The 20,862-nt window shown below is 69.1% G+C and carries 22 protein-coding genes and 1 tRNA gene; 11 read left to right on the forward strand and 12 right to left on the reverse strand.

Features of this window, described 5'->3' with window-relative positions; genetic code table 11:
• Positions 1–145: 145 nt before the first annotated feature.
• The 3 genes from BMZ45_RS14085 to BMZ45_RS14095 form a co-directional block, all read right to left on the reverse strand.
• Positions 146–1,681, reverse strand: coding sequence for an N-acetylmuramoyl-L-alanine amidase (locus BMZ45_RS14085; protein WP_175489083.1), 1,536 nt, complete (start codon positions 1,679–1,681; stop codon positions 146–148).
• Positions 1,682–1,810: 129 nt separating this feature from the next.
• Positions 1,811–2,284, reverse strand: a complete 474-nt coding sequence (tsaE, locus tag BMZ45_RS14090; protein ID WP_091637270.1) for a tRNA (adenosine(37)-N6)-threonylcarbamoyltransferase complex ATPase subunit type 1 TsaE — start codon at positions 2,282–2,284, stop codon at positions 1,811–1,813.
• A gap of 41 nt (positions 2,285–2,325) precedes the next feature.
• Positions 2,326–3,825, reverse strand: coding sequence for an NAD(P)H-hydrate dehydratase (locus BMZ45_RS14095; RefSeq protein ID WP_091637152.1), 1,500 nt, complete (start codon positions 3,823–3,825; stop codon positions 2,326–2,328).
• Positions 3,826–3,850: 25 nt separating this feature from the next.
• On the opposite strand from BMZ45_RS14095, the gene queG reads away from it, so the two are divergent.
• Positions 3,851–4,942, forward strand: coding sequence for a tRNA epoxyqueuosine(34) reductase QueG (gene queG, locus BMZ45_RS14100; RefSeq protein ID WP_175489069.1), 1,092 nt, complete (start codon positions 3,851–3,853; stop codon positions 4,940–4,942).
• 130 nt (positions 4,943–5,072) lie between these two features.
• Here the strand turns inward: queG and pgi are convergent, their stop codons facing one another.
• The 6 genes from pgi to pcnB all read right to left on the reverse strand — a co-directional run bounded on the left by pgi (position 5,073) and on the right by pcnB (position 10,830).
• A complete protein-coding gene (gene pgi / locus BMZ45_RS14105; protein ID WP_091637153.1) occupies positions 5,073–6,590 on the reverse strand; it encodes a glucose-6-phosphate isomerase in 1,518 nt (505 codons plus the stop codon).
• 8 nt (positions 6,591–6,598) lie between these two features.
• Positions 6,599–6,979 (reverse strand): aspartate 1-decarboxylase, encoded by a 381-nt coding sequence (gene panD, locus BMZ45_RS14110; RefSeq protein ID WP_056175616.1) that lies wholly within the window; start codon positions 6,977–6,979, stop codon positions 6,599–6,601.
• Between the two features lie 109 nt (positions 6,980–7,088).
• A complete protein-coding gene (gene panC / locus BMZ45_RS14115; RefSeq protein ID WP_091637154.1) occupies positions 7,089–7,937 on the reverse strand; it encodes a pantoate--beta-alanine ligase in 849 nt (282 codons plus the stop codon).
• 116 nt (positions 7,938–8,053) lie between these two features.
• A complete protein-coding gene (gene panB, locus BMZ45_RS14120; protein WP_091637155.1) occupies positions 8,054–8,887 on the reverse strand; it encodes a 3-methyl-2-oxobutanoate hydroxymethyltransferase in 834 nt (277 codons plus the stop codon).
• A 63-nt stretch (positions 8,888–8,950) separates the two neighbouring features.
• Positions 8,951–9,451, reverse strand: a complete 501-nt coding sequence (folK, locus tag BMZ45_RS14125; protein ID WP_091637156.1) for a 2-amino-4-hydroxy-6-hydroxymethyldihydropteridine diphosphokinase — start codon at positions 9,449–9,451, stop codon at positions 8,951–8,953.
• Entirely contained in the window at positions 9,448–10,830 is a 1,383-nt protein-coding gene (gene pcnB / locus BMZ45_RS14130) for a polynucleotide adenylyltransferase PcnB (RefSeq protein WP_091637157.1), read from the reverse strand. Before pcnB ends, folK begins: the two co-directional genes overlap by 4 nt.
• A 155-nt stretch (positions 10,831–10,985) precedes the next feature.
• On the opposite strand from pcnB, the gene BMZ45_RS14135 reads away from it, so the two are divergent.
• Together BMZ45_RS14135 and fdxA are read left to right on the forward strand one after the other, a co-directional pair.
• Positions 10,986–11,061: transfer RNA gene (locus BMZ45_RS14135), tRNA-Glu, on the forward strand.
• Positions 11,062–11,288: 227 nt separating this feature from the next.
• The gene (fdxA, locus tag BMZ45_RS14140; RefSeq protein ID WP_056175631.1) at positions 11,289–11,612 is read left to right on the forward strand and encodes a ferredoxin FdxA; all 324 of its coding nucleotides are present in this window, start codon (positions 11,289–11,291) and stop codon (positions 11,610–11,612) included.
• 291 nt (positions 11,613–11,903) lie between these two features.
• On the opposite strand, the gene BMZ45_RS14145 is transcribed toward fdxA, so the two are convergent.
• The gene (locus BMZ45_RS14145) at positions 11,904–12,422 is read right to left on the reverse strand and encodes a hypothetical protein (protein ID WP_091637158.1); all 519 of its coding nucleotides are present in this window, start codon (positions 12,420–12,422) and stop codon (positions 11,904–11,906) included.
• A 20-nt stretch (positions 12,423–12,442) separates the two neighbouring features.
• On the reverse strand, positions 12,443–13,348 hold the full coding sequence (gene dapA / locus BMZ45_RS14150; protein WP_091637159.1) for a 4-hydroxy-tetrahydrodipicolinate synthase: 906 nt from the start codon (positions 13,346–13,348) through the stop codon (positions 12,443–12,445).
• Between the two features lie 107 nt (positions 13,349–13,455).
• Between dapA and BMZ45_RS14155 the strand changes: the two genes are divergently transcribed.
• The 3 genes from BMZ45_RS14155 to BMZ45_RS14165 all read left to right on the forward strand — a co-directional run bounded on the left by BMZ45_RS14155 (position 13,456) and on the right by BMZ45_RS14165 (position 16,127).
• Entirely contained in the window at positions 13,456–14,094 is a 639-nt protein-coding gene (locus tag BMZ45_RS14155; RefSeq protein ID WP_091637160.1) for a glycine cleavage system protein R, read from the forward strand.
• A gap of 16 nt (positions 14,095–14,110) precedes the next feature.
• Entirely contained in the window at positions 14,111–14,593 is a 483-nt protein-coding gene (locus BMZ45_RS14160) for a peroxiredoxin (protein ID WP_056175642.1), read from the forward strand.
• A 136-nt stretch (positions 14,594–14,729) separates the two neighbouring features.
• Positions 14,730–16,127, forward strand: a complete 1,398-nt coding sequence (locus BMZ45_RS14165; RefSeq protein ID WP_091637161.1) for a PhoH family protein — start codon at positions 14,730–14,732, stop codon at positions 16,125–16,127.
• A gap of 72 nt (positions 16,128–16,199) precedes the next feature.
• On the opposite strand, the gene BMZ45_RS14170 is transcribed toward BMZ45_RS14165, so the two are convergent.
• Positions 16,200–17,336, reverse strand: a complete 1,137-nt coding sequence (locus tag BMZ45_RS14170) for a hypothetical protein (protein WP_139215517.1) — start codon at positions 17,334–17,336, stop codon at positions 16,200–16,202.
• A gap of 215 nt (positions 17,337–17,551) precedes the next feature.
• On the opposite strand from BMZ45_RS14170, the gene BMZ45_RS14175 reads away from it, so the two are divergent.
• The 5 genes from BMZ45_RS14175 (at position 17,552) to BMZ45_RS14195 (ending at position 20,744) form a co-directional block, all read left to right on the forward strand.
• Positions 17,552–17,917 carry a helix-turn-helix domain-containing protein gene (locus tag BMZ45_RS14175; protein WP_091637163.1) on the forward strand — a complete coding sequence of 122 codons (366 nt, stop codon included), beginning with the start codon at positions 17,552–17,554 and terminating at the stop codon, positions 17,915–17,917.
• A 194-nt stretch (positions 17,918–18,111) separates the two neighbouring features.
• Positions 18,112–18,918 carry a bifunctional hydroxymethylpyrimidine kinase/phosphomethylpyrimidine kinase gene (gene thiD / locus BMZ45_RS14180; protein WP_091637164.1) on the forward strand — a complete coding sequence of 269 codons (807 nt, stop codon included), beginning with the start codon at positions 18,112–18,114 and terminating at the stop codon, positions 18,916–18,918.
• A complete protein-coding gene (locus tag BMZ45_RS14185) occupies positions 18,911–19,768 on the forward strand; it encodes an alpha/beta hydrolase family protein (protein ID WP_091637165.1) in 858 nt (285 codons plus the stop codon). The genes thiD and BMZ45_RS14185 overlap by 8 nt, the downstream gene beginning before the upstream one ends.
• A gap of 144 nt (positions 19,769–19,912) precedes the next feature.
• Positions 19,913–20,638: a TorF family putative porin gene (locus BMZ45_RS14190; protein ID WP_254776649.1), complete on the forward strand. Its 726-nt coding sequence runs from the start codon at positions 19,913–19,915 to the stop codon at positions 20,636–20,638.
• A 13-nt stretch (positions 20,639–20,651) separates the two neighbouring features.
• Entirely contained in the window at positions 20,652–20,744 is a 93-nt protein-coding gene (locus tag BMZ45_RS14195; protein ID WP_056175663.1) for a potassium-transporting ATPase subunit F, read from the forward strand.
• Positions 20,745–20,862 lie beyond the last annotated feature (118 nt).

The following is a 20,862-nucleotide window of genomic DNA, read 5'->3' on the forward strand; positions in this document are numbered from 1 at the left end:
CGTGAGAATACGGCTTCGATGATAGCCGCTCGCCTGGGGCTTCCGCGATCCGTTTACCGCTTTCGCGACGCAAGCCCGTTCCAGACGCGGGACGACGCAGGCCATGCGGGATCGGAACCGTCGGCGCGAACACCGCCGACGTAACTCAGGGGCTGCCGCCGCCTCCGCCCATCGCCACCGGCTGAGCGTCGGCGCGCGCGGCATACAGCGTGCCCGGCGGCGGCTGGCGGGTGAAATAGGTGTTGACGCCGTCGAGCACGGCGCGCGCGAGCGCGCGCTGGTGCGCGGGATCGGTCAGGCGGCGCTCTTCGTCCGGGTTGGAGATGAAGGCCGTCTCGACCAGCATCGCCGGCATGTCCGAGGTCCGCAGCACGGCGAAGTTGGCGCGCTCGATATGCGGCTTGTGGTTGTTGCCGACGCGCTTGAGCCCGTCCAGCACGTGGCCGGCCGCGTCTTCGGACGCCTTCATGTGGCCGCTCTGGGTCAGGTCCAGCAGCACCGAGGTCAGGGTGTTGTCGGCTTCCTGCAGGCGCACGCCGCCGACCAGGTCGGCCGAGTTCTCCTTGTCCGCCAGCCAGCGCGCGCGCTGCGAGGACGCGCCCTTCAGCGACAGCACGTAGACCGAGGAGCCCTTGGCGGCGCGGTTCTCGGCGGCGTCGGCGTGGATCGACACGAACATGTCGGCCTTGGCCTGGCGCGCGAGCTGGGCGCGCCGCGGCAGCGGGATGAACACGTCGCTGTCGCGGGTGAGGTAGGCCTTGAGCCCGGGCGTGGCATTGATTTGGCGCGCGAGTTCGCGCGCGATCGCCAGGGTCACGTCCTTCTCGCGCTTGCCGGCCTGACCGACCGCGCCGGGATCCTGGCCGCCATGGCCGGGATCGATGGCGATGATGAGCGGGCGCATGCCGCGGCCGCGCATCACATCCTTCATGGTCTTGACCGCACCGGGCGTGGCCAGGTCGTCGGCCGGCGGCGGCGCGGTCGTGGCGGCGCTCGGCATCGGCGTGGGCACGCCCGAGGCGATGCGGGTGGGCACACCGGTGGCGATGGTGGTGGGCACCGACGGCGCCGCGACGGTCGCGACCGGCATGGCGGCCGGGGGCGCGGCGGCGGCCGGCGTGCTGGACGCGTTGCGCGCGGCCAGTTCGGAGATCAAACGCGTGGTCGCAGCCGCGGACGCGGCGCTCTGGTCGACGCCGCGGCTCTCGGACACGACCGCGGTCGCGGCCGACGGCGAGACCGACGAGGACGACGCGGGCGCGGTATGCGCAACGACGGTGGCGGTCGTGGGCGGCGCGGCGACAGGCTGCGGCTCGACGCCGTCGCCCGGCCATTCCAGCACCAGACGCGCGCCGTTGGCGGCCGGCTCGATGCGCGGCTTGAGCGCGGCGACCGGCTGGGCCAGATCGAACACGATGCGCACGGTGCCCGGCGCGGGCTGGCCGGTACGCACGGATTTGACGATGCCCGCGCCGGTCGGCAGGCGCAGGCCCTTGGCCAGCGACGAGGCCGGCAGGTCCACCGCGAGACGGTCGGGGCCCTTGAGCGAGATCAGCTTGAATTCGGTGCCGCGATCCAGGGCGATCTCGGCGCGGGTGCCGGTGGCGCCGCTGCCGACGTCCAAGCCCTTGATTTCACTGGCGTGCGCAAGATTCCAGGCCAGCGCCGCGAGCAGCGCCATGCCGAGCAGGAATTTCTGAACGGTGGCCCCTTTTACGCGCATGGGTGCTAGTCAAGCACCAGCGCTTTAGAAAAGCAAGCATTTTTCCCTTACGAATCCGGCACCTGCCAGCACTTCCTGTGGAAACGTTCAGGAGTCGGCCGCAAGCTCCGAGGCAGCCGCCAGCGCCCGGACCCAGCCCAGGCCGGCCTCGGACTGCGGGATCAGCCGGGCCGAGCGCCCCGCCCCCTCGACCGCCAACTCGACCCGCAGGTCGGCCGGCGGCAGCCCGCCGCGACCGCGGTCGGGCCATTCGATCAACCACAGCGTGGCCTCGTCGCCGTCCAGACCGAGAAACTCGAGCTCGCCGACATCGCCGATGCGATACAGATCCAAATGCCAGGCTTCGCCGCCCGTGGCGAGCGGATAGCGTTCGACCAAGGTGTAGGTGGGGCTGCGAATCGCGCCTTGCACGCCCAGCGCGCGCAGCAACGCGCGTGCGAGCGTGGATTTGCCGGCGCCGAGATCGCCGCTGAGATGCACCACCGCGCGCCGCGGGCGCGTACGCGCGAGTGCGCCACCCAAGGCATCGGTGGCGTCGGCATCGCGCAACGACAATGCGATCGCGGCATCTTCGTACGCGGACGCATTTGCTTGAGACGAGATCAACGCGAACTCTCCGGATTGGCCAAGCGCCGCAACCACGGCATCAAGTCGGTAGGTAACAGACCACGCTCGCCGCCGTCGCGCGCGGCGGCGTCCGCGGCGGCCGAGTGCAACAGCGCGCCGCACACGGCGGCGTCGAAGGCGCTCAAGCCCTGCGCGCGCAACGCAGCGACGGTACCGCTGAGCACATCGCCCATGCCTCCGACCGCCATGCCTGGATTGCCCGCCGCGATCACGCAAGGCTCCGCATCCGGCCCGGTCACGATGGTGCCCGCGCCCTTCAATACGATGGCGCAGGCGTAGCGATCGCGCAACGCGCGCGCGGCGCCAAAGCGATCGGCCTGCACTTGCGCGGTATCGATGCCGAGCAAACGCGCCGCTTCGCCAGGATGCGGCGTGAGTACGCAGTCCGCATGCAACACCCGCGGTTGCCGGGCCAACAGATTCAAAGCATCCGCATCCAGCAGCAAGGGCCGCCCGCTCTCGAGCACGCAGGCCTGCAAGTCGCGCGCCCATTCGCCCTGCCCCAGTCCCGGGCCCAGGGCGATCACGCTCGCGCGCTCCACTGCATCGCGCAACTGTGTGGCGTCGCGCACTTCGCGCGGCATGGCTTCGGGTATGCGCGCCAGCACGGCTTGCACATGCTCGCCGCGCGTGGCGATCTCGACCAGACCGGCACCGCTGCGCAAAGCCGCCTGCGCGCACAACACGATCGCGCCGCCGCTGCCGTGATCGCCACCCACGCACAGCACGCGGCCGTTGCGGCCCTTGTGACTGTCGCGGCGGCGCGGCGACAACCAGCGCCGCAGGTCCTCCACTCGCAGCGAACGTGCGACCGGCGCACGATCGAAGTCCTCGGCGGACAGCTGCAGATCGGACAGGGCCAGAGCGCCGACGCAATCCAGGGCCGAACCGGTACTCAAGCCGAACTTGCGTGCGATGAACTCGATGGTGCCATCGGCGACCACAGATGGCGTGTAGGCGACGCCGCGTTCGGCATCCACACCACTGGGCACGTCCAACGCGAACACCGGCGCGGTCTGCGCATTGATCGCTGCGATCAAGGCCGCCGCCTCCGCGTCCGGTGCACGCGACAAGCCGATGCCGAACAAGGCGTCGACGATCAGGTCCGCGTCGAACACGCCGCCCGCATAGGTTTCGCTGCGACCTCCCGCCGCCGCGTACGCACCCGCGGCGCGCTGCGCGAGGTCGCCGCGCGGCGCGTGCGTGGCCAGGTGCGACACCCGCACCTCGCGCCCGCTAGCATGCGCATGCGTCGCCAGCACATAGCCGTCGCCGCCGTTATTGCCCGGCCCACACACCACCACGATGCGCTGCGCCGCGGGCCAGCGCCGCAGCAGTTCGCGCCAGCCCGCCGTGCCAGCACGGCGCATCAGCTCGTAGGCGTCGCCCAGGTGCCTGCTCGCGCGCGCCTCGACCGCACGCAACGCGGCGGTGTCGTAAAGCCCGGAATCGAAGGAGAAATCGGCCGTAGGCATCGCACGATTCTATACTTGCCGCATCGTGAGCCCGCACCACGCCAGCCCCGACCCCACGCCCGCCGCGCCCGACTACGCGGCGCTGGCCCTGCGTATCCGCGAATTGGCGCGCGAACTGGGTTTCCAGCGCTGCGGCATCGCCGGCATCGAGCTGGGCCCCGACGAGGACTACCTGCGCGACTGGCTGGCGCAGGGGCTGTACGGCTCGATGGACTGGATGGCGCGCCACGGCGAGCTGCGTTCGCGCCCGCAGGCGCTGATTCCCGGGACCTTGCGGGTGATCTCGGTCGGGCTGGACTACGGCCGCAACGACGACGAGGACGCCTGGGCCACCCTGGCCGACCGCGAGCGCGCCTATGTCGCCCGCTATGCGCTGGGCCGGGACTACCACAAGCTGATGCGCCAGCGCCTGCAGCGCCTGGCCGACCGCATCGGCGAAACGGTGGGCCCGTTCGGGCACCGGGTGTTCGTGGATTCGGCGCCGGTGCTGGAGCGCGCCCTCGCGCGTAACGCCGGCCTGGGGTGGATCGGCAAGCACACCTGTCTGATCGACAAGGACGGCGGCTCCTGGTTCTTCCTGGGCGAGATCTACGTCGACCTGCCGCTGCCGATCGACGCGCCCGCCAGCGCGCACTGCGGTACCTGCGTGCGCTGCATCGAGGTCTGCCCGACCCAGGCCATCGTCGCCCCGCATCGTTTGGATGCGCGCCGCTGCATCGCCTATCTGACCATCGAACACGAAGGCGCGATCCCCGAGGAGCTGCGCCCCGCGATCGGCAACCGCATCTTCGGCTGCGACGATTGCCAGCTGGTCTGCCCCTGGAACAAGTTCGCCAAGCGCACCGACGAGCCGGATTTCCGCGCCCGCAACGATCTGGATCGCGCCAGCCTGGCGCAACTGTTCGCCTGGAGCGAAGCCGAGTTTCTGCAGCGCACCGAGGGCTCGGCGATCCGCCGCAGCGGCCATGAGCGTTGGCTGCGCAACATCGCGGTCGCGCTGGGCAATGCGCCGAGCACGCCCGAGGTGATCGCCGCATTGCGGTCGCGCCGCGAGGCCGACAGCGCGGTGGTGCGAGAGCATGTGGAGTGGGCCCTGGCGCGCCACGGCGCAGCCTGAGGCCGCCCTACGCGTCGCCTTGGGCAGGAGCGGCGTCAGCCGCGACCGCGGCACCCACAACGCATCGAAACCGCCGCCAACGCGAAACGGTGCGGTGCGCCTACGGCTTACCGCACCCGACGAGGTCGAATCAGCCGCGCAGCTGCGCGATCAGTTCCCGCGTCACCGGATCCTCGGCTTCGGCCTCGCCCGCAAGCGCGGGCAGCAGGCGGCTGGCGACCTGCTTGCCGAGTTCGACGCCGAACTGGTCGAAGGCGTTGATGTCCCAGAACACCGACTGCAGGTAGACGCTGTGCTCGTACAGCGCGAGCAGCGCGCCCAGCGAGCGCGGGGTCAGCGCCTCGAGCAGAATCGTGGTGCTGGGCCGGCTGCCGGCATAGGCGCGATGCGGGTCCTCGTTGGCCTGGCCGTTGGCGAAGGCCTCGGTCTGGGCGAGCAGATTGGCGTGCAGCGCGCGGTGATTCTCGGTGTAGGGCGTGTCGGCGCGGATCACGCCGATGAAATCGCCGGGCACGATGGAACTGCCCTGGTGCAGGGCCTGGAAAAAGCTGTGCTGGGTATCGGTGCCCACCCCGCCCCACCACACGGGCACGGTGTCGCCGACGATGGGGCTGCCGTCCAGGCGGGTCGACTTGCCCAGGCTCTCCATCACCAACTGCTGCAGATAGTTCGACAGCAGCTTGAGGCGGTCGTCATAGGCCAGCACCGCCTGCGTCGCATAACCCAGGCCGTTGCGGTTCCAGATCGCGGTCAGGGCATGCCAGGCGGCCAGATTGCGCGGCGGCGGCGTCTCCAGCACGTGCGCGTCCATCTCGGCGGCGCCGTCCAGGAAGGCCTCGAACGCGTCCATGCTGATCGCCAACGCGATCGGCAGACCGACCGCGGACCACAGCGAATAGCGCCCGCCGACCCAGTCCCACATCGGCAGGATGCGCTCGGGCGGGATTCCGAACGCGGCCGCCGGGCGTTCGACGTTGGCGCTGATCGCATACAGACGCTCGCCCGCGTACGCCCCCAGCCAGTCGCGCACCAGCGCGCCGTTGAGCAGGGTTTCCTGGGTGCCGAAGGTCTTGGAGATCAGCAGCGCGGCGGTGCGCGCCGGGTCCAGTCCGGCCAGGATGCGCTGGGCGGCGTGGCCGTCGACGTTGGACAGGAAGTGCACGCGAAAGCGTCCGGGCGCGGCGCCGCTGAGAGCGTCGGCGGCCAAGCGCGGCCCGAGGTCGGAACCGCCGATGCCGATGCTGACGATATCGGTGACCTCGCTGGCGGCCAGCGCGTCGACGATCGCGCGCATGCGCGCGCGCGCCTGCAGGGCCTGGGCGTGCGCGTCGCGTGCGAGCTGGGCCTGCGAGAAATCCCCGCGCAGCGCGGTATGCAGGGCCGGTCGGCGTTCGGTGATATTGACCGTCTCGCCGTCGAAGAGCGCGCGCAGGCGGGCAGCGAAACCGGCCTGTTCGGCCGCCGCGAACAGCGCGGTCAGGGCCTCGCGGTCGTAATGCTGGCGGGCGAAGCTGGCGTAGATCGGGCCGACCCGCAGCGCGAAATCCTGCGCGCGTGCCGGATCGGCGGCGATCAACTGCGGCAGCGTGGTGCTTGCGACGCGCCCCGCCTGGGCGCTCAGTGGGCTCAGTCGGGATGCGTCGCTCATGCGTTCTCTCAGGCCGCCTGGGCCGGCATCGAAGTATTGGTGTGGGTCAGCTGGTTGTGGCGGTCCACGTAGACCAGGGTCGGCTTGAACTTCGCCGCCTCGGCCTCGTCGCACACGCCGTAGGCGCAGATGATCACCAGGTCGCCGGGCTGGGCCTTGTGCGCGGCCGCGCCGTTGACCGAGATCACGCCGCTGCCCTCTTCGCCGCGGATGGCGTAGGTGACGAAGCGCTGGCCGTTGTTGACGTTGTAGATGTGGACCTGTTCGTACTCGCGGATGCCGGAGATGTCGAGCAGGCGGCCGTCGATCGCGCAGGACCCTTCGTAGTGGAGCTCGGCGTGGGTGACCGTGGCGCGGTGGATCTTGGCCTTGAGCAGGTTGAGTTGCATGTTCTCACTCCGTCCGCGGACGTGCGGGCGCGAAAAACCGAAGTCTAGCAGCGCATGGCGCAGTGCAACATCCTGGGCGTGACCCGCCCCTGGAACGGTGCATTGACGTTCAGGCGGCGAATTCGAGGTTGTCGATCAGGCGGGTCTTGCCCAGCCGCGCCGCGATCAGGGCGACCCGCGGGCCGTCGCTGGGGCCGGTTTCGGGCAGGCCGAGGTCGGCGCGGCGGATCGCCGCGTAGTCGACGACGAAGCCGGCGGTTTGCAGGCGTTGACGGGCCTCGGCCTCGACCGCCTCGCGTGGCGTGCCGGCCTGCAGGGCCTGGCGCATCCACTGCAGGCAGCGGTGGATCTCGGCCGCACGCGGGCGCTCCTGCTCGGACAGGTACTGGTTGCGCGAACTCAGCGCCAGGCCGTCGGCCTCGCGCAGGGTGTCGCCGGCAACGATCTCGATCGGGAAGGCCAGGTCGCGCACCAGATAGCGGATCACCGCCAGCTGCTGGTAGTCCTTGCGCCCGAACACCGCCAGGTCCGGCCGGACCTGGTTGAACAGACGTGCGACCACGGTGGCGACTCCGTCGAAATGGCCGGGACGGTGCGCGCCCTCCAGCCCATCGGTCACGTGCGGCACGCGCACCTCGACCGTGGCCTGCGGGCCGTAGGGGTACATGGTCTCGACCGTGGGCAGCCACATCAGGTCGGCGCCCGCGGCCGACAAGCCGGCGGCGTCGGCCTCCGGGGTGCGCGGATAGCGTCCGAAGTCCTCGTTCGGCCCGAACTGGGTCGGATTCACGAACACGCTGACCACGACCCGGTCGGCGCGCGCGCGTGCCAGCGCCACCAGCGAATGGTGGCCGGCGTGCAGGTTGCCCATGGTCGGCACGAATGCGACGCGCAAGCCGTCGCGACGCCAGGCGTCGATGGTGGAACGCAGTACGGCCAGATCGTCGACGGTCAGCATGCCTTGCTCGGTGTGGGGGCCAGGGAAACCGGCGGCGCCGACCAGGCCGATGCCGCAGGCTGCGAATTACACGCGCTAACGGCCGCGATCACAACGCCTGTATCGCAACACTGGGTTCAACCGGCGTAGGAATGCGCCTCGTCCGGGAAGCGGCGTTCGCGCACGGCGTCGGCGTAGGCGCGGAACGCGCCCTCGATCGAGCCGCCTTCGGCGAGGAAATCCTTGACGAATTTCGGCCGGCGATGGCCGGAGTTCACGCCCAGCAGATCGTGCAGCACCAGCACCTGGCCGTCGCATTGCACGCCCGCGCCGATACCGACGGTCGGAATCGCGAGGTCGGCGGTGATCGCGGCGGCGACCGGATTGGGCACGCACTCCAGCACCAGCAGCGAGGCGCCGGCGTCCTGCACGGCGCGCGCGTCCTCGCGCAGGCGCGCGGCGGCGGCTTCGTCGCGGCCCTGGACCTTGTAGCCGCCCAGGCGCAGCACCGACTGCGGGGTCAGGCCCAGGTGCGCGCACACCGGAATCTCGCGCTCGACCAGGAAGCGGATCACCTCCAGCTTGTGGCCCGCCCCTTCCAGCTTGACCATCGCCGCGCCCGCCTGCAGCAGCGCGGTCGCGGCGTCGAGCGCGCGCTCGGGCGTGGCGTCGGACTGGAACGGCAGGTCGGCGATCAGCAGCGCCTTGGACAGGCCGCGCGCGACGCAGGCGGTGTGGTAGGCGATGTCGTCCACGCGCACCGGCAAGGTGCTGTTGTGCCCCTGCACCACCATGCCCAGCGAATCGCCGATCAGCACCAGATCGATCCCGACCGCGTCCATGGTGCGCGCGAAGCCGGCGTCGTAGCAGGTCAGCATGACCAGGGGCCGGCCGTCGCGCTTGGCATCGGCGAGCATGGGCACGGTCCAGGCGGTCTTGCGCGGAGTGTCGGTGGGGGCCGAGGTGTACATGGGGTCAGGGTCTCGCCCGGCCGATCGCCGGACGCTCGCGGGGGTAGCCCTATAACTTACCGCCTAAGCCAGGGTTTGTATGTCGCCGATCTCGAGCAGGGCCAGGGCCTCGCGCGCCGGCCCGATGCCCGGAATCTGCGCATCGGGCGCGATTTCCAGCAGCGGCAGCAGCGCGAACGCGCGCTGGTGCAGGTGCGGATGCGGCAGACGCAGGCCGGGCTCGTCCAGGCTGTGCTGGCCGTACAGCAGCAGATCCAGGTCCAGCGTGCGCGGGCCCCAGCGGTCGCTGCCGTCCTCGCGGCGATCGCGGCCGGCCTCGCGCTCGATCGCCAGCATCGCGGTCAGCAAGGCCTGCGGCGTCAGCGTGGTTTCCAGCATGGCCGCGGCGTTGACGAAATCCGGCTGCGCGGTCACGCCCCAGGCCGGGGTGCGATACAGCGACGACGCGCGCAGCAAGCGCGTGCGCGGCAGCGCGGCCAGCGCCTGGAAGGCGCCGCGCAGGATCGCGGCGCTGTCGCCCAGGTTGCTGCCCAGGCCGACGAACGCGACCTCGGCGACGCTCATTCGCCGTCGTGGTGGTTCGTATCGACAGCGGCAGCGCCGGCCTCGGCCCCGCCGTTGCGGCGACGGCGGCGGCGCTTGCGCGGCGCGCTGCCGGGCTCGGCGTCGGACACCGGCTGCGCGTCCAGCTGCGCGGCCAGTTCGTCGCCGGGCTTGCCCTGGGCTTCGCTCCAGAACGCGACATCGGCCGCGTGCTCGTCGGAGGCGGCCAGGCGCAGATTGAGGAAGTCGTAGGCGGCGCGGAAACGCGGATGCGAGAGCAGGCGGAACACGCGCTTGCGCTGACGCTGCGAGAAGCGCGTCTGCAGCAGCCAGATTTCCTGCATCGGCAGCGAGAACCGGCGCGGCAGCGCGATCGTCTCCAGCTGATGCACAGTGACTCGGTCGGCGGCGCGGCGCTGGGCTTCGACCGCGTGCATGCCCTGCGCCTGCAGCGCCATCAGCGCGCGGCAGTAGGCCGGCCACAGCAGCATCGCGAACAGGAACGCCGGCGACACCGGCTCGTCGTTGGCGACCCGGGTGTCGGTGCCCTGCAGGCCTTCCAGCAGCATGCGCCGCAGCGCGCCGCTGCGATTGGATTTGAGCGCGGCCGCGGTCTCCGGCAGCAGCGCCGGCAGCAGACCGTAGCGCTCCAGGCCGAGGAAGCTCTGCACGGCATGGCCGGACAGGAACAGCTTCAGGCATTCCTCGAACAAACGCGCCGGCGCGGCGTCGCTGAGCAGCGAGGCCAGGGCCGGAATCGGCGCGGCGGTCGCGGCCTCGATCTCGAAGCCGAGCTTGGCCGCCAGGCGCACCGCGCGCAGCATGCGCACCGGGTCCTCGCGATAGCGCGTTTCCGGATCGCCGATCAGCCGCATCAGGCGGTTCTGGACGTCCTCGAAACCGCCGGTGTAGTCGCGCACCGAGAAGTCCTCGACCGCGTAATACAGCGCATTGGCGGTGAAGTCGCGGCGCACCGCGTCGTCCTCGATGCTGCCATAGACGTTGTCGCGGACCAGGCGGCCGCCGTTGTCGGTTTCGCGGTCGCCGCTGCCGTCGTCGCTGTTGGCGCGGAAGGTCGCGACCTCGATGATCTCGCGGCCGTAGACCACGTGCGCCAGGCGGAAACGGCGTCCGATCAGGCGGCAGTTGCGGAACAGGCCCTTGACTTGCTCCGGCGTGGCGTCGGTGGCCACGTCGAAGTCCTTGGGGTGGCCGCCGACCAGGATGTCGCGCACCGCGCCGCCCACCAGGTAGCCGCCGAAGCCGGCATCGCGCAGTCGGTACAGCACGCGCAGCGCGTTCGGGCTGATTTCCTTGCGCGAGACGTTGTGCTGCTCGCGCGGGATCACCCGCAACATGGGATGGACGTAGTCGTGACCGGTAGGATTTTCGGGCTGCATCGAGCGGTCGTCGCCGCGTTTGGGATCGCTGCCGCGGGGCAGTGGATCGCTGTGGGAAGGTGAACGGCCACCGGTCGGGACCGGTTGCCGAGCGCTATTCAGCCCCCTATACTAGCAGGCCGCATACGATTGAGAGTCGGATGCGGGTTTAACCTGCTCCCTTCGTCTAGAGGCCTAGGACGTGGCCCTCTCAAGGCTAAAACACGAGTTCGAATCTCGTAGGGAGCGCCAAATTCGGAATGCGAGCCGCCCGCGGCCTTCCACCCTCGCCGGTGAGAACGTTCCTACAGACCGAGCCCGCGCAGCGATGCGCGGGCTTTTTCTTGGCCCGAACGGTCGGCTAGCGCGCCCCGATGAGAGTCGCTCGCAACAACCCGCGAGGTGGCGATATCGGCTAGGTTTGCGCCCCCGCCTGTCGCTAAACTAGTCGCGACCGCTCACCCACGGAAGACCGTTCCATGCCCTTCGTCGTCACCGAGAACTGCATCAAGTGCAAGTACACCGACTGCGTCGAGGTGTGCCCGGTCGACTGTTTCCACGAGGGCCCGAACTTCCTGGTGATCGATCCGGACGAGTGCATCGATTGCACCCTGTGCGAGCCGGAATGCCCGATCAACGCGATCTATCCGGAAGACGACGTGCCGGCCGGGCAGGAAGCCTTCGTGGCGCTCAACGCCGAACTCGCCAAGGCCTGGCCGGTGATCACCACCCGCAAGGACGCCCTGGCCGACGCCAAGGATTGGGAAGGCAAGACCGACAAGCTCGGCTTGCTGGAGCGCTGAAGGATTCGGATAGCGCCCGGGTCGCGACGTCGCTCTCGATTCGTCATGCCCGCGCAAGCGCCACACGCTCGGGCTGGCGTGACTTGAGCGCCATGCGCCGACGTGGGCAGGCGTCCATGCAAGCGACGCAAGTCCGCCGCCCCGGCGTCGTTTAACGCACACGAGCAGCCCGGCACGCGAATCGCGGAGCGAGGCTGTGCACGCAACCGACAAACCCGCCCCACCCCATCCCACCCAAACAAAAACGGGCGCCTCTCGGCGCCCGTTCTCGCGGTACCGCTTAAGCCGCGATCACTTGCTGCCCAGCGCTTCCTTCAGCGTCGCGATCAGCTTGATCGGCGGCTGGCCGCTGGCCGGCAGGCCGCGCGGATCGACCGCGGACACGTAGGCGCCGGCTTCGACCGCGCTCACGCGGACCAGGAAATTGGTGCCTTCGTAGTTGACGTCGTAGGCGCCCAGCAGCTGGGCGCGGCTGGCGATGGTCAGGCCTTCGACCTTGGCCAGCGCGTCGCCGACCTTGGCATAGGCTTCGTCGCGGCTGCCGGCGGTGGTGAAGCCGATCGGCGAAGCGGCGCTGGCGACCGCGGTCGGCGCGCGCTCGGAGGCGGACACCGAACCGTTCGGGATCGCCATGGCGCCGTCGGTACGCGGACGGTCGAGGTCCGGCGGCACTTCCAGCGGACGCTGCTCGGCGTTCTCGGCGTACAGCGGGTTGCTGCCCTTGCGGAACCAGCTGCAACCGGCGGTGGCGACCAGGCCGATCAGCAGTGCGCCGACTGCGACGCGGGACAGGGAAACATTGGAACGCATGGGCAAATCTCCTGCGGGGTTCAGGCTGCGAGCGTAGCGCGGCAGTCGTGTTCGAGTTCGCGTACCAGCGCATGAGCGCTGGCGGCGGCGTCTTGGTGGGCGGCCGACAAGGCGGTCAGCGGCAGGCGCAGGCCGTGGCCGATGCCCTGGCGGGCGAGCACGGCCTTGAGCGGGATCGGATTGGATTCGACGCCGAGGAAGTCGTAAAGCGGCGCCAGGCGCGCGTCCCAGGCCTGGGCGTCGTCGCCGCGGCCGGCGCGGGCCAGATCGGCCAGACGGCGGAACGAGGCCGGCACCAGATTGGACGCGACCGAGACGATGCCGTCGGCGCCGGCCAGCATGGCGCGGCAGGCGGTCGGGTCGTCGCCGCTGAGCACGGCGAAGCCGGCATCCTGGAACGCGAGCAGCGCGCTCATGCGCTCGGCTTCGCTGCGCGCTTCCTTGATGCCGACGATGCGCGGATGCCCGGCCAGCTGGGCCACCGTTTCCGGCAGCAGGTCGCAGCCGGTGCGGCCGGGCACGTTGTACAGCACCAGCGGCAAGGCGCCGTCGTCGGCGATCGCGCGGTAATGCGCGACCAGGCCGGCCTGGGTCGGGCGCACGTAGGGCGGCGTCACCACCAGGGCGGCGTCGGCGCCCAGCGCGGCCACGCGCCGGGTCAGTTCGATGGTTTTGGCGGTGTTGGACAGGCCGGTGCCGGCCAGCACCGGGATGCGCCCGCCGATCTGCTCGACCGCGGTGCGCAGCAGGGTGTCGTATTCGGGATCGTGCAGGGCCGCGGCCTCGCCGGTGGAGCCGGCGACCACCACGGCCTGGGTGCCGCCATCGAGCTGCGCCGCCAGCAGGGCGCGCCAGGCATCGAGGTCGAGTTCGCCGGCCGCGTCGAACGGCGTGGCCAGCGCGGTGATGCTGCCAGAGAGTCGCAAGTGAGGGCCTTCGCGCGGAGCGCTGTGTGAGCGGCGGCACGAAATGCCGCCAAGTGCCGATGTTACTGCCTTGCGATGTTACTTGCGGGCCGAAAGCGCGGGCAAGTATGCTGGCTTCAAGCCGCAGCCCGTGCGCGGGCCGCCGTTCAGTATCCGAGCCACTCGCTCCCCTTGCAGGCGCCGCCTTGACCGATTCCGCTGCCCGGCCGTCGCCGAACGAAAATCACCTCCTGATCAACGCCTATACGACGCATCCGGAGTCGCCGCTGTTGTCGGTGACGCGCCGGATCGCCGATTCCGGCTGCAACCTGGTGGACGCGCGCCTGTCCACCGTGGGCCGCGACGTCTCCGTGACCGCGCTCGCGGTCGGCTCCTGGGACGCGGTCGCCAAGCTCGAAGCCATGCTCACGCGCCTGGAGCGCGAGGAAGGCCTGAAGCTGGTCTGGTACCGCACCGGCCCGAAGCAGGTGCAATCCAATCTGCTGCCCTACATCGTCGAAGTGGTCGCCGCCGACAAGCCGGGGATCCTGTTCCAGCTCGCCGACTTCTTCGATCGCCAGGGCATCACCATCGAGAGCCTGCACTGCTCGCGCTACCGCGCCATGCAGACCGGCGCCGACATGTTCTCGGCCCAGGTGACCATCGGCGTGCCCTCCAGCATGCACATCGCCGCGCTGCGCGACGACTTCCTGGAGTTCTGCGATCACTTGAATCTCGATGCCATCATGGACCCGATGAAGTTCTGAGGATCAGACAGCACGCATGCTCGACACCGGCAACCGCCTCGACAAGACCGTTTCCTCCCTGCCCCTGGTGCTGTCCAGCGGCGAGACCGCGCAGCTGAAGGACTACGCCGGCCACTGGCTGGTGCTGTACTTCTATCCCAAGGACAGCACGCCGGGCTGCACCACCGAAGGCCTGGATTTCAACGCCCTGCTGCCCAAGTTCAAGAAGCTGGGCGCGACCGTGCTGGGGGTGTCGCGCGACTCGCTCAAGTCGCACCAGAACTTCTGCGCCAAGCAGGGCTTCAAGTTCGATCTGATCAGCGACAAGGACGAGGCCCTGTGCCAGGCCTTCGGCGTGATCAAGGAGAAGAGCCTGTACGGCCGCAAGTACATCGGCATCGAGCGCAGCACCTTCCTGATCGACCCCAAGGGCGTCATCGCCCAGTCATGGCGCCCGGTGAAAGTCTCCGGCCATGCCCAGGCCGTCCTGGACGCACTAAAGGCTGCACAGACCCAGTGACCGCCCCCCTGTTCTCCGTTATCCGCCGTCCCGCCCCGCGGGCCACGGCGGCGCTGCCTTGCGCGCATGCCAGCGCCACCGCGTTCCAACCGTCGTATCCGCACCGCGCCGTACCCACCTGCCATGAGGCATCGGAATGACCCGAAGCAAGCGCATCTACGTTCTCGACACCAACGTGCTGATGCACGACCCGACCGCGCTGTTCAAGTTTCAGGAACACGACGTGTACCTGCCGATGCAGGTCATCGAAGAGCTCGACAACGGCAAGAAAGGCACCTCCGAAGCCAGTCGCAACGCGCGCCAGGTCAGCCGCTTCCTCAACGAGCTGATCGAAGTCGAGGGCACCGACAAGATCGCCGTCGGCATCACCCTCAAGCGCCCGCAGGGCCTGCAACTGCGCGGCCAGGAGAGCATCGGCAAGCTGCGCTTCCAGACCGACTCCTTCGACAGCGGCAAGCGCTTCGGCGCGGTGATCCCGGACAACCACATCCTCGGCGCCATCCTCGCCCTCAAGGAGAGCGAGCCCGGCGTGCCGGTGGTGTTCGTGTCCAAGGACATCAACCTGCGGATCAAGGCGGCGATCGCCGGGATCGCGTCGGAGGATTACGAGAACGACCGCGCGCTGGACGATTTCAGCCTGCTCTACACCGGCGCCACCGCGCTGCCGGAGGACTTCTGGCAGCGCCACGGCAAGGACCTCAAGTCCTGGACCGAAAAGGGCCGCACCTACTACGAGATCGCGCGCACCCCGGACGACGACTGGTATCCGAACCAGTTCCTGTTCCTGCCCGGCGACGAGGAGTCCGAGCTCAAGGTCAGTAAGGTCGGCGAAGACCGCGTGACCCTGCAGATCGTCGACGATTACCGCCACAACCAGCATGCGGTGTGGGGCATCATCGCGCGCAACCGCGAGCAGAACTTCGCGCTCAACGCGCTGATGGATCCCGAGATCGACTTCGTCACCCTGCTCGGCACCGCCGGCACCGGCAAGACCCTGCTGGCGCTGGCCGCGGGCCTGGCCCAGACCATGGACCAGCAGCGCTACCGCGAAATCATCATGACCCGCGCCACGGTCAGCGTGGGCGAGGACATCGGCTTCCTGCCCGGCACCGAAGAGGAAAAGATGACGCCGTGGATGGGCGCGCTGACCGACAACCTGGAAGTGCTGACCCACAACCAGGAAGGCGGCGCCTGGGGGCGCGCGGCCACCAACGATCTGCTCGCCTCGCGCATCAAGATCCGCTCGATGAACTTCATGCGCGGGCGCACCTTCCTCAGCCGCTGGCTGATCCTGGACGAGGCCCAGAACCTCACGCCCAAGCAGATGAAGACCCTGATCACGCGCGCCGGCCCCGGCACCAAGATCGTCTGCCTGGGCAATGTCGAGCAGATCGACACGCCCTACCTCACCGAGACCACCTCCGGCCTGACCTACGCGGTCGACCGCTTCAAGGGCTGGGCGCACAGCGCGCACGTGACCCTGCGCCGCGGCGAGCGTTCGCGCCTGGCGGACTACGCCTCGGAAGTGCTGTAAGCCGCTCGCAAAAAGGAAGCCGGCCTCGCGGCCGGCTTCCCGATACTCGCATCCTTGCGCTCGCTCGTTCCGTCAGCGTCCGGGCACGCGACAGCAGGTCGCGTTGACTTGATAGCCGAGCACGCTCAGCAATGAACCGACCAGATCGCACTGCCAACCCACCGGCTGGCCGCTGATCACCAACGGCTGGGAGTTGCTCACGCCGATGCCGAGCACGCCGCCGCAGCCGCCGCCGGTGGCGGTGTAGCCCGCCGGGCACTGGACGTCCTTGGTCTGCAGGCCGCTGAGCAGGGCCAGGCTTCCGCTTTCCTGGGCGATGGTGCAGTCGAGCGCGGTGGCTTCGGGCTCGATGAAGTAGCCGGTCACGTCGATCACGATCTCGGACTGCGCGAAGCTGTAGACATTGAACTCGCTTGGGCAAGCCGGACGGCACAGGCGGACGGTCGATTCGTCCGACAGGACCATGTTCGCCGTGTAGTTCAGCGAGGCCGCGAGCGGCTTGGCCTCATCGAACGGGAACGCGGTGAAGTAGCCGTTGTGGGTGGGGTTGACCGCGGCGACCTTCAACACCAGCGCGGAAGCGTTCTGCGGCAGATTGCAGTTGGAGGGAGCGCCGCCTTGCGAGGTGAAATCGGTGGCGGTGTAGCCCTTGAAGCTGCGCGTAGCGTTGGCCGCGATCGGTCCGCCGACGACGCGACTGTCGACGATGCGGCAGGGGTTGATTGGCGTGAAAACCAGATCACTGCCCGGCGACCCCAGGCTCATGGGCTGCACGTTGGGAGCGCCGTTGGCGGTCGCCGTGCCGGCGCCGCCGCCCGCGCCGAGGAGCGCCGCATTCATCTGTTCGAAGCTAGTCGCGCTGGCGGCAAGCTCCAGGTTGCTGATGTCGGCCGATTGCAGCGTGCCCTCCATCCGCTCACCCCAGCCGGCCCCGGCCGCCCCGTAACTGCGTTCCACATAAGGGGACCATCGCGCCACGATGTCCTGGGCCAGCTCTCCCCGCATTCCTTCTGGCGCCAAACCGGTCGTGTTGGTGCCGAACAAACCGACACCCACGGCCGCCGCCGGCAGTACCACAGCCAGCAGGGCGATCAGTATTTTGCCTTTCGTACGCATATAACCCCCGTATCCGTAATTTTGAGAGGGCGCCAGATTGCGTTTGACCAGCAGGAAATAATCACCAGAAACACCGAATGCGGGCGCATGCATCGGTGGCGATAATGCTTATCCGCGGCCTGATAATGCTGCAACGTCTGATTTCACTAACGTGAATAGCTGCGCGGGTGACGAATTAGGGCATATCCCGTCAATACGCGGCCCCACGTGTGACGCGTTACTCAATCCACACCAATCGTGCCTCGTAGCGCTATCGCGTTAGCGAAATACTGAGGCATGATCCCGGACAGTCTTAGGGGAGATCACCCATGGCTGCTCTACCGGAGCGCATACGGCGCGCCCGTACTTTGTCCCGGATTTCCCAGCTCGCCCTGGCCAACATGGTCGGTGTGCAACGCAGCGCGGTCGCCCAGTGGGAGCGCAAGGACGGTAGCCACCCCTCGATGCATCATTTGATCGCGATAGCCTTGGCCACCGGGGTTTGCCTGGAATGGCTGGGCACCGGGCGCGGCCCGGTCAAGCCCGGCGAGGACGCCTGGACGCCGGCCATGCGCACCGACGATTACGCTCAGGACGATATTGAATCGGAGTGTTTGGATGCCCTGAGGAAAATACCTTTCCAGATCAGAAAGCAAATCGTCGGACTTATTTCGCTGGTTTCGCGCAATTACTAAAATCGCGCTCTGGGTATAAACCACCACGCCGACCTCATAAATATCGGAAGCGAAAACACCGCATTAATCCCGGTCGCGGCGGCCGACGGCCGGTGTCCGCAAATCCCGGTTTTGCGCGAACTACGGCCCCGCTGCGCGGCCGGTCGATGCGATATCGTCTCCGGACCCTTCCCCGCGCCGCGCCCAGCCCTTAGATGACCCCAGCTCCGATTTCCGCCCTCACCATCGCCGGGTCCGATTCCGGCGGCGGCGCCGGCATCCAGGCCGACCTCAAGACCTTCGCCGCCCATCGGGTGCATGGGCTCAGCGCGATCGCCGCACTGACCGCCCAGCACACCCGCGGGGTGAGCGCGGTGCACGTGCCGGACCTGGGCTTCCTGCGCGCCCAGATCGACGCCTGCTTCGAGGACTTCGAGATCGGCGCGGTCAAGCTGGGCATGCTCGCCAACGCCGCGGTCATCGAAACCGTGGCCGTGGCGCTGGAGCGTTATCGGCCGCCGCGGGTGGTGCTGGACCCGGTCATGGTCGCGACCTCGGGCGCGCGCCTGCTCGAACCCGAGGCGCTGACCGCGCTGCGCACGCGGCTGCTGCCGCTGGCGACCGTGATCACTCCCAACCTGCCCGAGGCCGAACTGCTGCTGGGCGCAACGATCCCGGACCAGGCCGCGATGCGCGAGGCGATCGCCGCGCTGCGCGCGCTGGGCGCCAACGCGGTGCTGCTCAAGGGCGGTCACCTCGCCGGAGACGGCGACGTGGTCGACTACCTCGGCGACGAAGGCGGTCTGCACGCGATCGCGCATCCGCGCCTGCGACTGGAAGCGCACGGCACCGGTTGCACCCTGGCCTCCGCCGTGGCGGCGCAGCTGGCCCTGGGCCGCGACCTGCGCACGGCCTGCGACGCCGCCGCCGACTACGTGCACGCCGCATTGCGCGGCGGCTACCGGCCGGGCCGCAGCGATATCGTGGTGCTCGACCACTACGGCGCCGCCGCGCATGACTGATCCGATCGAAACCTTGGAACTGCCGCAGCACGCCCAGGACGGCCATCGCTGGCAGTTGCTCGCGCGCCTGCCGCGCGCGCCGCAGGCCAGCCTGCTGTGGCTGCCGGCGCTGGGCGTGGCCGCCAAACACTATCTGCCCTTGGCCGAAGCCCTGGCCGCGCGCGGCATCGCCGTGTTCGTGCACGAATGGCGCGGCAACGGCGGCAGCAACCTGCGCGCCGACCGCACCCACGACTGGGGCTATCGCGAACTGCTGCTGCAGGATCTGCCAATCAGCGAAGCGGCGGTGGCCGCGCAACTGCCGGGCTTGCCGCGCATCCTCGGCGGCCACAGCCTGGGCGGGCAACTCGCCTGCTGTCGGCTGGGCCTGCTCGCGCGCGAGCGCGCGCCCGAGCGCCCCGCGCGCCTGTGGCTGGTCGCCAGCGGCGCGCCGTACTGGCGCGCGTTTCCGCCGCGCACGCGCTGGTGGCTGCCGTTCGCCTATCGCTTCCTGTCCTGGCTCGCCGACCGTCGCGGTGCCCTGCCCGGCCGCACGGTCGGTTTCGGCGGCGACGAGGCGCGCGGATTGATCCGAGATTGGTCGCGCAGCGCGCTCAGCGGGCGCTACGCCGCGGCCGGCGTCGATCTCGATCTGGAAGCAGCGATGGCCGAGGTCGAGATCGAAACCCGCGCCTTGGTGCTGGACAGCGATTGGCTGGCGCCGGAATCCTCGCTGCGCTATCTGCTGTCCAAACTGCCGCGCACGCAGGCGCAGGTCGAGACCCTGGACGGCCGCACGCTGGGCACGCGCGCCGACCACTTCGCCTGGATGAAGCACCCCGGCGCGATCGCGGCGTTGCTGACGCGCTGAACGGCAGCTACGCGCACGCCGCGCGCAAGCGGGTTTTACGCTGAATTTACGCCCGCCGTCGCGGGTGGAATGGAGGTTTTACGGCTCCGGTTTCGAGAATGGCGATGTGGCCGATCCGGCTTCATTCGCAACTCGGAACCCGAAATGTCGATGCAACCGCTGCGCCTGCGCGAGGCGTCCATCCCCCTGATCTTCGCCGCCTGCGGCGGCATCGGCCTGATGGCGCTGGGCACGCGCGCCGAAGCCAGCACCCTTACCGGCAACGCCGCGTTGACCACCGACTACGTCTGGCGCGGCACGACCCAGACCCAGGGCGACCCCGCCGCCCAGGCCGGTTTCAAGTTCGCCGGCGACTCCGGCTTCTACGGTTCGGTGTGGGGCTCGAACGTCGAGTTCGCGCCCGAAACCCACGCCAGCAGCGAGTTGGACTTCACCGTCGGCTGGGCCGGCAAGCTCTCCAACGACTGGGCTTTGGACGTCAACGTCCTGCACTACCGTTATCCCTCGACCACGGTCGATCTCAACTGGACCGAGCTTAACGGCACCCTGACCTACGCCGACCGCTATTGGCTGTCGCTGGGCTATTCGAACGAAGCCCTGGGCAGCCGCGACAGCGGCGTCTACACCCAGCTCGGCGCCCGCTTCCCGATCAACGACACCTTCCGTGTCGAAGCCGCCGCCGGCTACTACTACCTCGACGAGGTCTACGACGACAGCTACGCGCACGGCCAGCTGAGCGCGGTGTGGGCGGTCAAGGCGCCGCTGGAGTTGCGTCTGACCGCGCACGTCACCGATTCGAGCGCCAAGAAGATCTTCGGCGACGACTTTGCCGGCGACCGCATCGAAGCGGCGCTGCAAGCGTCCTTCTAAAGGAATCACGATCATGCCTGCCTGGCTCGCTCTGGTTTGCGCGGTATCGGCGCTGGTCGCCGGCGCCTACCTGCTCTACGTCGTCCTGCGCCCGGAAGATTTCTAAGCGCGCTGGACGGCACGCGGAGCCTGGACGGCGACGCGGCGATATCGATGACGCAGGCCCCGCGATGGCGGGCCCGCACGCCATCCGCGACGGCCCTGGAGGGCGGGCCGCGGATCAC

The sequence above is a fragment of the Lysobacter sp. cf310 genome, from assembly GCF_900114355.1.
Lineage (GTDB): Bacteria > Pseudomonadota > Gammaproteobacteria > Xanthomonadales > Xanthomonadaceae > Lysobacter.

Excerpts from the sequence above, each read along its gene's own strand:
- BMZ45_RS14085 (WP_175489083.1), bottom strand. The coding sequence starts at position 1,681 with ATGGCGCTGCTCGCGGCGCTGGCCTGGAATCTTGCGCACGCCAGTGAA.
- BMZ45_RS14095 (WP_091637152.1), bottom strand. The coding sequence starts at position 3,825 with ATGCCTACGGCCGATTTCTCCTTCGATTCCGGGCTTTACGACACCGCC.
- pgi (WP_091637153.1), bottom strand. The coding sequence starts at position 6,590 with ATGAGCGACGCATCCCGACTGAGCCCACTGAGCGCCCAGGCGGGGCGC.
- panD (WP_056175616.1), bottom strand. The coding sequence starts at position 6,979 with ATGCAACTCAACCTGCTCAAGGCCAAGATCCACCGCGCCACGGTCACC.
- panC (WP_091637154.1), bottom strand. The coding sequence starts at position 7,937 with ATGCTGACCGTCGACGATCTGGCCGTACTGCGTTCCACCATCGACGCC.
- panB (WP_091637155.1), bottom strand. The coding sequence starts at position 8,887 with ATGTACACCTCGGCCCCCACCGACACTCCGCGCAAGACCGCCTGGACC.
- folK (WP_091637156.1), bottom strand. The coding sequence starts at position 9,451 with ATGAGCGTCGCCGAGGTCGCGTTCGTCGGCCTGGGCAGCAACCTGGGC.
- pcnB (WP_091637157.1), bottom strand. The coding sequence starts at position 10,830 with ATGCAGCCCGAAAATCCTACCGGTCACGACTACGTCCATCCCATGTTG.
- fdxA (WP_056175631.1), top strand. The coding sequence starts at position 11,289 with ATGCCCTTCGTCGTCACCGAGAACTGCATCAAGTGCAAGTACACCGAC.
- BMZ45_RS14145 (WP_091637158.1), bottom strand. The coding sequence starts at position 12,422 with ATGCGTTCCAATGTTTCCCTGTCCCGCGTCGCAGTCGGCGCACTGCTG.
- BMZ45_RS14155 (WP_091637160.1), top strand. The coding sequence starts at position 13,456 with ATGCTGGCTTCAAGCCGCAGCCCGTGCGCGGGCCGCCGTTCAGTATCC.
- BMZ45_RS14160 (WP_056175642.1), top strand. The coding sequence starts at position 14,111 with ATGCTCGACACCGGCAACCGCCTCGACAAGACCGTTTCCTCCCTGCCC.
- BMZ45_RS14165 (WP_091637161.1), top strand. The coding sequence starts at position 14,730 with ATGACCCGAAGCAAGCGCATCTACGTTCTCGACACCAACGTGCTGATG.
- BMZ45_RS14170 (WP_139215517.1), bottom strand. The coding sequence starts at position 17,336 with ATGCATGCGCCCGCATTCGGTGTTTCTGGTGATTATTTCCTGCTGGTC.
- BMZ45_RS14175 (WP_091637163.1), top strand. The coding sequence starts at position 17,552 with ATGGCTGCTCTACCGGAGCGCATACGGCGCGCCCGTACTTTGTCCCGG.
- thiD (WP_091637164.1), top strand. The coding sequence starts at position 18,112 with ATGACCCCAGCTCCGATTTCCGCCCTCACCATCGCCGGGTCCGATTCC.
- BMZ45_RS14185 (WP_091637165.1), top strand. The coding sequence starts at position 18,911 with ATGACTGATCCGATCGAAACCTTGGAACTGCCGCAGCACGCCCAGGAC.
- BMZ45_RS14190 (WP_254776649.1), top strand. The coding sequence starts at position 19,913 with ATGTCGATGCAACCGCTGCGCCTGCGCGAGGCGTCCATCCCCCTGATC.
- BMZ45_RS14195 (WP_056175663.1), top strand. The coding sequence starts at position 20,652 with ATGCCTGCCTGGCTCGCTCTGGTTTGCGCGGTATCGGCGCTGGTCGCC.